The organism is Mycobacterium sp. E796, assembly GCF_001672815.1.
Taxonomy (GTDB): domain Bacteria; phylum Actinomycetota; class Actinomycetes; order Mycobacteriales; family Mycobacteriaceae; genus Mycobacterium.
Map to the genome: position 1 here is coordinate 1 of NZ_LZKK01000078.1, position 9,843 is coordinate 9,843.

Below are 9,843 nucleotides of genomic sequence, written 5' to 3' on the forward strand. Positions count from 1 at the left end.
GCTGTTCACCACCGCGTCCGGGGCATGCAGGCGTCCGTACCACAGCTTGGCGCGGTCGTCGTCGTCATCGGCGCGGCGCACCTCAACGGCGCGTTGCCGCAGCACCGTCTCCACGACCTGGGCGTCGCGGTCGACCTCGTCGGCAGTGCCGTCGACGTCGATCAGCACGATGGCGTCGGCGTCGGTGGGGTAACCGGTGTCGGTGAATTGCTGCAGCCCGGAGATGCCGGCGCGGTCGAGCCATTCGACCGCGGCGGGTACGGTCCCGGTTTGAATGATCTCGGCGATGGTTTCGGCAGCTTCCCGGGCTGTGTTGAAACTGCCCATCAGGCTGCGGGTGACCGGCGGGATGGGCCGCAGCGCCACGGTGGCCTCGGTCAAGATCGCCAGAGTGCCTTCTGAGCCGATGAGCACTCCCAGCAGATCAGGGCCGTCGTCGTCGGCGCTGAAATGAACAATCGAACCGTCGGCGAGCACAGCCTCCACGGACAGTACATGGTTGTAGGTGACGCCGTATTTGAGAGCGTGTGGGCCGCCGGCGTTTTCGATGATGTTGCCACCGATGGTTGCCAAGTGCGCCGATACCGGGTCTGGCGAGAACACCAATTTATGGGGAGCTAACCGCTCTTGCAGATCGGAATTGATGACACCCGGCTGGACCCGGGCGGTGCGGGCATGCGGATCGATGTCGAGAATCCGGTTCATCCCGGTCAGATCTATCACCACCCGGTCCGAACCGGCCATGACTCCGGCGCTGCAGTTCGACGCGCCACCGCGCGTGACCAGCGAGACATCATGTGTTGCAGCGACTTTGACAATTGCGACGACGTCGTCGCGGCTGTATGGTCGCAACACCAGGCCGGGTTGTTGACCGAAACCCCAGTAATCCTTCCCATTTTCGGCCAAAGTGGTGGCGTCGTTGGCCACCGCGTGGGGGCCACCGAGTACCTCGGCGAACGCCGAAACGATCGTGTCATCCATCGAATTTCTCCTAGCTGCCGAATCCGCCCGGGACGGGGGTGGTTCGCGCATTGATCAGGGTGGGACGGTCGCGGTCGGCGATGCCGGCTTTGACCAACTCGTACACTTCGTCGGTACTGTGTGCTTCGTGAGCGTCGACGCCGTAACTGGCCGCGGTGCCGACGACGTCGAGGCCAGGGATGTCGAGCCCGGGAACGTTGGGGGTCTTCTCCCAGACGCCGAATTCTTTGACCACGCCGTACTCGGCGTTGGACGCCACGACCACGGTGACCGGGATGTTGTATCGCGCCGCGCTCCACAGCGCGGTGATGGCGTAGTGCATTGAGCCGTCACCCATTAACGCCACGACTGGCCGACCTGGTGCCGCGATCTGCGCGCCGACCGATGCGGGCAGGCCCCAACCGAGCCCACCGCCGGCGGCGGACAGATGTGACATCGGTTCGCCCGGACGGATGCTTTCAGTCATGGGGATCTCGTTGCTGCCGGCCTCGCTGACCCACAGCGTGTTGGCGGGGGCGGCGTGAGCGACGGCCGTCCACAGATCCTCGGGCTTGAGCGGCACCTGCGCTGACACCCGTTCGGGGGCAGCGGCGCGCGGCGCGGGGGCCGAGCGTTGGGTCGGTTTCACCGTCGCCGCGAGCACCTGGGCCGCGGTGCGGACATCGGCGACGATCGCATCTCCGACGGGGGCGCGGGCGGCTTCGTCGGCATCGTTGGTGATCTGGATCAGGCTTGCACCTTCGGGCAGATAGGGCCCGGGCACCAATGGGTAGTAGCGGAACACCGCCGTCCCGATCGTCAGGATCAGGTCGTGCCCGGCGAGAATCTGTGAGATCCAGCCCGCGCCCGGCGGCAGAGCGCCGTGATAGAGGCGGTGATTCTCCGGAAACCCGCTCCAGCCGGTCAACGGGGCGGTGAATACCGGTGATTCGGTGCGTTCGGCGAGTTCAATCACCGCGGCGTAGGCGTCGTAACGGTCGATATCGCCGCCAACAACGATCACCGGTGATGCTGCGGCGTCCAAACGGGCACCGATCTGCTCGGCCAACTCGGTCGGGAAACCCGTCGCGTGGGTCACGGTCCGGTCGCGCACCACGTTGATATCGGCGAGCTGTTCGTCGGTGAGTTCGATCGGCATGTCGTCCATCGGCAGTGAGACGAAAACCGGCCCCATTGGCGGGGTGGTGGCCAGGTGGATCGCGCGGGCCAGTACGGCCGGGGCCTCGCTCGCGATCGCCGGCTCGGCCGCCCATTTCACGAAAGGCTTTGGTGTGGTTGTGGGTTCGTGATTAGTCAGTAGACAGTACTGGTTTTGCATGTTGCGGCGTTGGTTTCCCGCGGTGATGATCAGCGGCGTCTTGTTGACGTAGGCGTTGTAGATCTGGCCCTGCGCATTACCCATGCCGGGCGCGGTGTGCAGATTGACTACGGCGGGACGGCGGGTGACCTGGGCGTATGCGTCGGCCATCCCGACCGGGATCATTTCCTGCAACCCGAGGAAGTATCGGAAGTCGTCGGGAAAGTCTTGCAGCAGAGCCAGTTCCGAAGAGCCGGGGTTGCCGAACCAGGTGGTCAGATTGTGTGAGCGGAAGAGGTCAAGGATGGCAGCGCGCACTGTGGTCATTAATCGTCACTACTTTCGCGAGGAGTTGCAGAAGGAGTCAGTCCAGTTCCCCGGGCACGGGGTCAAGCGCCCAAGTCAAGGCGAAGTCGGCTACTTCTTCCCATCCTGGTGCGCCGCAGGTGAAGTGGTCTCGCTCGGGAAATAGCTTGTAGGCGGTGATCGCGGTCGAGTGCTTGGTGTTTTTCGTGTAGTTCTCGTGCTGCACGGCAGGCGGGAGGATGTGGTCGCGTCCGCCGGCGATGAACAACAATGGTGCACGGTCGTCGTTGGCGAAGTTGTAGGTAGTGGCCGCGTTGTGGGTGAAGTTAGCCAATCCGCCCTGGAACAAGATCCGCGCCGGCACGGGAACCGCGTAACGCTCATAGGCGGTCTCGGAAACGGATTCGGTGAGCGTGTTGGTGAATGCGTAGTGGAATTGCGCGGCCGTGATGGGTACCGCGCGGTGCAGGTTGGCGGGATTTCTCAATACCGGGAATGTAGCCCGGATCTCGGAGAACGGCAGCGCGTTGATGCCCCGGACGGCCGCACCGTCAATGGACACGCCGGCTCGCCCGTAACCGGCGTCGAGAAGGAGCTGTACGAAGGTACCCCCGAAAGAGTGACCCATCAGTATCGGCGGTTCGGCGAGTTCGTCGATGAGCTCGGCGAGGTGATCAAAGACCTCTCGCACCCCGAGATCGGCCAGGGGCGTGGGATCCTCACGCAGCGCCGCGACCCCAGCCGGGCCGGGGTCCACACCCGGGTAACCCGGCGTCAGGACGGTGAACCCGCGGGCTCGGTAACGCGCGACCCAGTCCTCCCACGCAAGCGGCGTCATCCACAGGCCGTGGATCAGAACGATGGTCTGCTCGGCGGGGGCACTCATGACACTAGGGTGATCACTCGGTGCCGGCTTGACAATGAACCGCAGCCCAGATTCCCCATCGTGAATCCTGTGCCCGCGCACAAACGCGCGCGGCGCTCTACGATCCCGTGCATGGTGGAGCAGCGACCACTGACAGTCCTGGCCAACCGGGTCCGCCGGCAGTCGGATGCGATCGTCACCAGGGTCCTCATCCGGCTCCGCAGCGAGGTTCCCGACTACCTGCACGGCAGCGGCGACAGCGACGAGACCGTTCGCGAAAACATCGCCAATTACCTCGCCGAGATGCTCGAGTGGATCGACCGGGGCGCTGAACCCGATCACATCAGTTTCGACTCGGCCATCCTTTGGCGTGCCGGCCAGGGGCTAACCCTATCCAGTTTGTTGCACGCCTATCGCTTAGGAGCGGCGACCATCTGGGATGAGCTCGCGCGTCTGGCGGGCACAGATGAAATCGACAAGGAAGCGCTGATCGCGGCGACACCGTCCATCTTCGCGTGGATGAACACCAATTCGCTTCGCGCACACGCGGTTTTCCGCGAAATCGAGATCCGCGACGCGCGGCGCAACGAGCAAGTGCGAGCCGCCCTGCTCGATACGGTGCTCTTCAACGAATCCAGCATCGGAGCAGCGTTCTGGGACGCTGTCGCCGCCCTCGGTCTGCCCCGGAACGGCCAGCTGACGGTGATCGCAGCCACCTCCGCCGCTCCCGTGCTCGTGCAGTCACCCCCCGACATCGAGACACTGATCTCTGCGCACCCCGCTGTCCAAGGTTCGTGGTTTCGCCTCGCATCTCATTCGCAGGTGGGGATCGTGGCCCTTCGACCGAGCCGCGCCGACGCGCTGGACGGCATTGTCGAGAACATCTGCGCCGACGTCCGGATCCTGATCGGCCTCAGCGCTCCCTTCACCGCAATCGCTGACTGCTCGAAGGCCCGCGCGCAGGCACAAGTCGCCGTGTCCGCCTCCACTAACGACCGACCGACCACGCGCTACAACCGCGACGTACTGCCCGTATTGCTCGCCAGCTCACCCGACGCGGCCGAGACTGTCGTGGCAGCCACCTTGGGACCGGTGCTCCAGTTACCGTCCGAGAGAGCCCAACCCCTCATCACGACCGTGCAAAGTTGGTTACGGCTCGGCCAATCGGTAGCGGCCACGGCAGACAAAATGCACTGTCATCGCAACACCGTGAACTACCGACTGCGTCGATTCGCCGAGCTCACCGGAAAGCCATTGAGCGACAACGTCTGGCTAGCCCAAGTCACCCTGGCGCTCGAAGCTATAGGCGCACAACCAACGCCGCCCACGGCCGCTGCGCCGCCGGCTCCTTAAGCCGCTTGGGCCAAGAACGGAAGGTCGCTGGCTCGATCCCAGCCGGGCGCGTCACCGTCCGGCGGCAGGCACGCCAAACAGCTCCTCCAGGCCTTGCTCGCCGATGGCTTTGAATGCATGCGGTTCGACGTTCATGTGATGGCGCACCCGGTTGACGAAGTTGTTGATCTCGCGGTTGAAGCGACGTCGCCCCATCCGCGGGAAATCTGCGTGAGGCCGTCGCTTGCCACCGTGATGTCGGTCATCGTGCTGACGAATCGGATCGCGCCTTCGAGCAGCAGGGTCGATTGCCGACGCTCCGTCTCGGCGGCGCGCTCACGCTCTTGGCGCTTGCTCTCGCGCTCGTGGGCCTTCTTCGACGTCCAATACGTCGCCACAGCGCCCAGCAGACTCGCCGCAGCAGTAATCGCGGGGATGACCCAAATTCGCCTGCCCGCTTATCGGCACCTCCGTTGTCCACACGGTGAGCCGACGATATCGCTCGGGACGCCGCAGATGTCGCCGTTCGGCTCGCGGTTCAGGCGCTTTGCGCGCAATGACCCCGAAATATCGCAGCCTCCAACGGATCCGAACCCGGGAATCCGGCCGCCGGCGCCGGCGGCGGAGCCCACCACCCTTCGTCGGACGAAGCGCACGGTGATGCGGTAATGTCCTGACCGGCCGAACATGGAACTGGCGTTCCGCGTGGGTGCCGCTCGGCGTGCCGACTTCGGCGGTGGCGGCAGGGAGGAGATGGCGAGTGTACCGACTCTTCAAGAAGGCGTGGATCCCGCCACTTCTGGTCGTCGTTGTCGCGCTCGGTTCTTATGTCGTGCTGCGGGTCCGCGCCAGTTTCGGTGCCACCGCACACGCCTCCAGCCACGACGCGAACGCCGACGATACGAAACCTTTCAACCCGAAACACATCACCTACGAGGTCACGTCGCCATCGGGGGGCAGCGTCAGCGCCAACTACCTCGACGAGAACGGGCAACCCCATCTGGTCGAACACGCCCCGCTGCCCTGGTCGTACACGATCGTGACGACCCTGCCGTCGATGTCGGCCAACATCGTCGCCCAAGGTGACAAAGGCATACGCAACATCCGATGTCGCGTTGTCGTCGACGGCCAAGTCCGCGACGACCGCACCATCGACGAATACGAACCCTTCATCTACTGCCTGGTGAAATCCGTATGAGTAACGAGCCCGGCTCTCGCTCCCGCATCGCCCGCATGATCCGCGTCCTGGCGGTGCCGATCATCCTGCTTTGGCTGCTCGTCGCGCTCGGCACCACGCTGTTCACGCCCGCGCTTGGCGACGTCGCGGGCAGGCACTCGGTGCCCATGACCCCGCGGGACGCGACCGCATTCAAAGACATGATGAACATCGGCCACAAGTTCCAGGAGTTCGACACCGACTCCACGGCGATGGTCGTGTTGGAAGGCGACGACAAGCTCGGCGACAGCGCGCACGAGTTCTACAACAAGATCGTCGCCAAGCTCAAGGCCAGCAAGCACGTCCAGTTCCTCCAGGATTTCTGGAGTGACCCGCTGACCGCCGCCGGCTCCCAGAGCCCGGACGGCAAAGCCGCCTACGTGCAGGTCTTCCTCGACGGCGCGCAGGGCACCACACCCGCCCACAAGTCGGTCGCCGAGGTCCGCAAGATCGTCAAAAGCGTCCCGCCGCCGCCGGGGGTCAAGGCCTACGTGGCCGGCAACACCGCGCTCAATACCGACACGCTGATCGCCGCGCACAACAGCATGGAACTGATGACGATGGTCACGATCGGCGTCATCTTCGTGATGCTGCTGGTCATCTATCGCTCGCTGAAGAACGCGATCTTGGCGTTGATCCTGGTCCGCTTCGAGCTCTATGCCGCGGAAGGCATCGTGGCGACCGCCGGGAATCTGGACATCATCGGGCTGACCCCGTACGCCGTCAGCATGGTCACGATGCTGACCATCGCCACGGGAACCGACTATTTCATCTTCCTGTTGGGTCGCTATCACGAAGCCCGATCCCGTGGTGAGGATCGGGAGCAGGCGTACTACAGCGCCTACAACGGCGTGGTGCACGTCATCCTGGGGTCGGGTCTGACGATCGTGGGCGCCTGCTTGTGCCTGACCGCGACCAAGCTTCCGTACTTCCAGACGATGGGCATTCCGTGCGCCATCGCGCTGGTGGTGACGATGTTGGCGGGTCTGACGCTGGCTCCCGCGGTGCTCGTGGTCGGGTCCAGGTTCGGTTTCTTCGATCCGAAACGTCAAGTGTCGGAACGGGGTTGGCGCAAGGTCGGCACGATGGTGACGAGGTGGCCGATACCAATCATTGTCGTGGCGTCCTTTGTCGCGGTGATCGGTTTCGTCAGTCTGACGACCTATGTCCCGACTTACAACGACAGGAAGTTCACCCCGCCGGACATCGCGGCGAACGTCGCGCAGACGGCGGCCGAGCGGCACTTCAGCCCGGCGCGCATGAATCCGGAATTACTGATGGTCGAAGCGGGCCATGATCTGCGCGATCCGGCGGACATGCTGATCATCGACAGGATCGCCAAGAGCGTCTTCCATGAACGCGGCATCGGGCGGGTCCAAACCATCACCCGCCCGCTGGGCGCGCCGATCGAGCACAGTTCGATCCCCTTCGTGATCGCCATGAACAGTTCCAGCACCCTGCAAACCGCGAAATTCATGAACGACAGCATGGCGTCGATGCTCGAGCAGGCCGACGAGATGGGCAGAACGATCAGCGTCATGCAGCACATGTATGGCGTCATGCAGCAGATGACCGCCACGACTCACAGCATGGATGGCCGAACGCACGACCTGGTGAACACCACCAACGAGCTGCGGGACCGCATCGCGGACTTCGACGACTTCTTCAGGCCCATTCGCAGCTATTTCTATTGGGAGAGACACTGTTTCGACGTTCCGATGTGCTGGTCCATGCGCTCCATCTTCGATGCGCTCGACGGCATCGACGATCTTTCCGACAAATTCGCCGGCCTCACAGTCGATTTCGACGCCCTGGACCGGTTGATGCCACAGCTGCTCGCCGACTTCCCCAAGACCATCGAGTCGATGCAAAGAATGCGCGACTTCATGCTGTCCACGCACAGCTCCATGGCGGGCATCCAGGCGCATATGCAAGAGAACGCCGAAGGCTCGACGATGATGGGGAACTACTTCGACGAAGCCAAGAACGACGACAGCTTCTACCTTCCGCCCGAAGTCTTCAAAAACCCCGACTTCAAGCGTGGTTTGAAGATGTTCGTCTCGCCCGACGGTAAGGCGGTCCGGTTCATCATCACCCACCAGGGCGACCCCGCCTCGGTGGACGGGATCCGGCACGTGCAGGGCGTCAAGCAGGCGGTCGCCGACGCGGTCAAGGGCACTCCCTTGGAGTCTGCGAAGGTGTCGCTGGCCGGCACCGCCTCGATGTACAGCGACATGCAGGACGGCGTGAAGATCGACCTGACGATCGCCGGCATCGCGACGCTGATCCTGATCTTCTCGATCATGCTGCTCATCACCCGGAGCTTGGTGGCATCCCTGGTGATCGTCGGTACCGTGCTCGCGTCGCTGGGCACCGCGTGCGGTCTGTCCGTTCTGCTCTGGCAGGACATCCTCGGGGTGGGCCTGCAATGGATCGTGCTACCGCTGACGGTGATCATCCTGCTGGCCGTCGGGTCCGACTACAACCTGCTGCTGGTCTCTCGCCTGAAGGAAGAGATCCCGGCCGGCCTCAACACCGGCATCATCCGGGGCATGGGAGCCTCCGGCCGGGTGGTCACCGCGGCCGGCCTGATCTTCGCGGCGACTATGGCGTCGATGATCGTCAGCGACCTGGTGGTGATCGGGCAGTTCGGCACCGCGATCGGGTTGGGTCTGCTCGTCGACACGTTTATCGTGCGGGCGTTCATGACGCCGGCGATCGCCGCCGCGCTGGGCCGCTGGTTCTGGTGGCCGCTGGACACCTTCGCCATGAGGAAGCGGGAGGCCGCGAAGCCGGAACCGGAGGGTGACACTGCGCCCGTCCCGCAACTGACGGGGGTGTGACGCAATGGAATCGAAGCTTCGCCAGCGCACGGATGGCCGCCTGGACCGGTCCCGGGATCCCGCGATCCTCAACGCAGCTCTTGCCGCACTGACCGAGAACGGGTACGACGCCACGAACATGGACGACATCGCCGCCCGCGCCGGCGTCGGCAAGGCCGCGATCTACCGGCGGTGGTCATCGAAAGCGGCATTGATGACCGACGTCCTCGTCTACTGGCGGCCCGACCTTTGCACCGATGACGTCCCCGACGCCGGCAGCCTGGCCGGCGACATGGACGCGGTCGTGCAGCGCGCGGCACGCAACGACAGCGAATTGATCACCAACGACCTGGTGCTCCGCGTCGCCCTGGAAGCCACCCACGACCCGCAGCTCGCCGAGGCCCTCGGTGACCTGCTGCTGCTAAAGGGCAGGCGCATCATGACGACAATTCTGGCCCGCGCCGCGGCCCGCGGTGAGATCGCCGCCGACCGCGACTGGTCCCCGGTCGCCGACGTGCTCACCGCGATGAGCTTGTTCCGGGTGCTCAACGGCCAAAGCGTCGACGCGGGTTTCTTCCGACAGGTCATCGACACACTCGTTCTTCCCGCGCTGTCCACTTAGAACGCGAGAGCCGTAACAGTTTCGTAATGAGGAAAACGACCGGCCCTGGCTATCCGGCTGATCGGGCGTTGCGCCGGCGGAGATAATCCGTCCAAGACACGACGTCGGGATGCTGCTTTAGCAAGACCCTGCGCTGGCGCTCGGTCATCCCGCCCCAGATCCCGAACTCGACTTTGTTGTCGAGCGCCTCCGCCGCGCACTCCCGCAGCACGGGGCAGTGACGGCAGATAACGGCAGCTTTACGTTGTGCCGCCCCCCGCACGAACATTTCGTCGGGATCTGCTTCTCTGCACAGCGCCTCCATGACCCAGGCGCGATCGTCCGCCTCCACGGCGCGCGCAGTGCCGTTCACGGGCACAAGACTGATTGGCCGCACGGCCGTCGCTGAATCTGGCAATGAGC

At 64.2% G+C, this 9,843-nt stretch carries 9 protein-coding genes; 4 read left to right on the forward strand and 5 right to left on the reverse strand.

Translation table 11 applies throughout. The features are described 5' to 3' along the window. The 3 genes from A5706_RS06755 to A5706_RS06765 all read right to left on the reverse strand — a co-directional run. Nucleotides 1-981, reverse strand: a 981-nt coding sequence (locus A5706_RS06755; RefSeq protein ID WP_156766986.1) for an FAD-binding oxidoreductase, incomplete at its 3' end; no start/stop codon positions are given. 10 nt (nt 982-991) lie between these two features. Then, nucleotides 992-2,605, reverse strand: a complete 1,614-nt coding sequence (gene mdlC, locus A5706_RS06760; protein WP_068128453.1) for a benzoylformate decarboxylase — start codon at nt 2,603-2,605, stop codon at nt 992-994. 37 nt (nt 2,606-2,642) lie between these two features. Next, nucleotides 2,643-3,470, reverse strand: a complete 828-nt coding sequence (locus A5706_RS06765; RefSeq protein ID WP_068128457.1) for an alpha/beta hydrolase — start codon at nt 3,468-3,470, stop codon at nt 2,643-2,645. A 111-nt stretch (nt 3,471-3,581) separates the two neighbouring features. On the opposite strand from A5706_RS06765, the gene A5706_RS06770 reads away from it, so the two are divergent. After that, entirely contained in the window at nt 3,582-4,802 is a 1,221-nt protein-coding gene (locus A5706_RS06770) for a CdaR family transcriptional regulator (protein ID WP_068128460.1), read from the forward strand. A gap of 51 nt (nt 4,803-4,853) precedes the next feature. On the opposite strand, the gene A5706_RS32915 is transcribed toward A5706_RS06770, so the two are convergent. After that, entirely contained in the window at nt 4,854-4,997 is a 144-nt protein-coding gene (locus A5706_RS32915) for a hypothetical protein (protein ID WP_156766987.1), read from the reverse strand. 544 nt (nt 4,998-5,541) lie between these two features. Between A5706_RS32915 and A5706_RS06780 the strand changes: the two genes are divergently transcribed. From A5706_RS06780 to A5706_RS06790, 3 genes are read left to right on the forward strand one after another with little or no spacing between them, the layout of a single operon-like run. After that, nucleotides 5,542-5,979 (forward strand): MmpS family transport accessory protein, encoded by a 438-nt coding sequence (locus A5706_RS06780; RefSeq protein WP_156766988.1) that lies wholly within the window; start codon nt 5,542-5,544, stop codon nt 5,977-5,979. Beyond that, nucleotides 5,976-8,840: an RND family transporter gene (locus tag A5706_RS06785; RefSeq protein WP_082964224.1), complete on the forward strand. Its 2,865-nt coding sequence runs from the start codon at nt 5,976-5,978 to the stop codon at nt 8,838-8,840. Before A5706_RS06780 ends, A5706_RS06785 begins: the two co-directional genes overlap by 4 nt. A 4-nt stretch (nt 8,841-8,844) precedes the next feature. Next, nucleotides 8,845-9,441, forward strand: coding sequence for a TetR/AcrR family transcriptional regulator (locus A5706_RS06790; RefSeq protein ID WP_068128464.1), 597 nt, complete (start codon nt 8,845-8,847; stop codon nt 9,439-9,441). 49 nt (nt 9,442-9,490) lie between these two features. Here the strand turns inward: A5706_RS06790 and A5706_RS06795 are convergent, their stop codons facing one another. After that, entirely contained in the window at nt 9,491-9,838 is a 348-nt protein-coding gene (locus A5706_RS06795) for a WhiB family transcriptional regulator (RefSeq protein ID WP_369831810.1), read from the reverse strand. Nucleotides 9,839-9,843: the final 5 nt, after the last annotated feature.

Excerpts from the sequence above, each read along its gene's own strand:
- A5706_RS06765 (WP_068128457.1), bottom strand. The coding sequence starts at position 3,470 with ATGAGTGCCCCCGCCGAGCAGACCATCGTTCTGATCCACGGCCTGTGG.
- mdlC (WP_068128453.1), bottom strand. The coding sequence starts at position 2,605 with ATGACCACAGTGCGCGCTGCCATCCTTGACCTCTTCCGCTCACACAAT.
- A5706_RS06785 (WP_082964224.1), top strand. The coding sequence starts at position 5,976 with ATGAGTAACGAGCCCGGCTCTCGCTCCCGCATCGCCCGCATGATCCGC.
- A5706_RS06790 (WP_068128464.1), top strand. The coding sequence starts at position 8,845 with ATGGAATCGAAGCTTCGCCAGCGCACGGATGGCCGCCTGGACCGGTCC.
- A5706_RS06770 (WP_068128460.1), top strand. The coding sequence starts at position 3,582 with ATGGTGGAGCAGCGACCACTGACAGTCCTGGCCAACCGGGTCCGCCGG.
- A5706_RS32915 (WP_156766987.1), bottom strand. The coding sequence starts at position 4,997 with ATGGGGCGACGTCGCTTCAACCGCGAGATCAACAACTTCGTCAACCGG.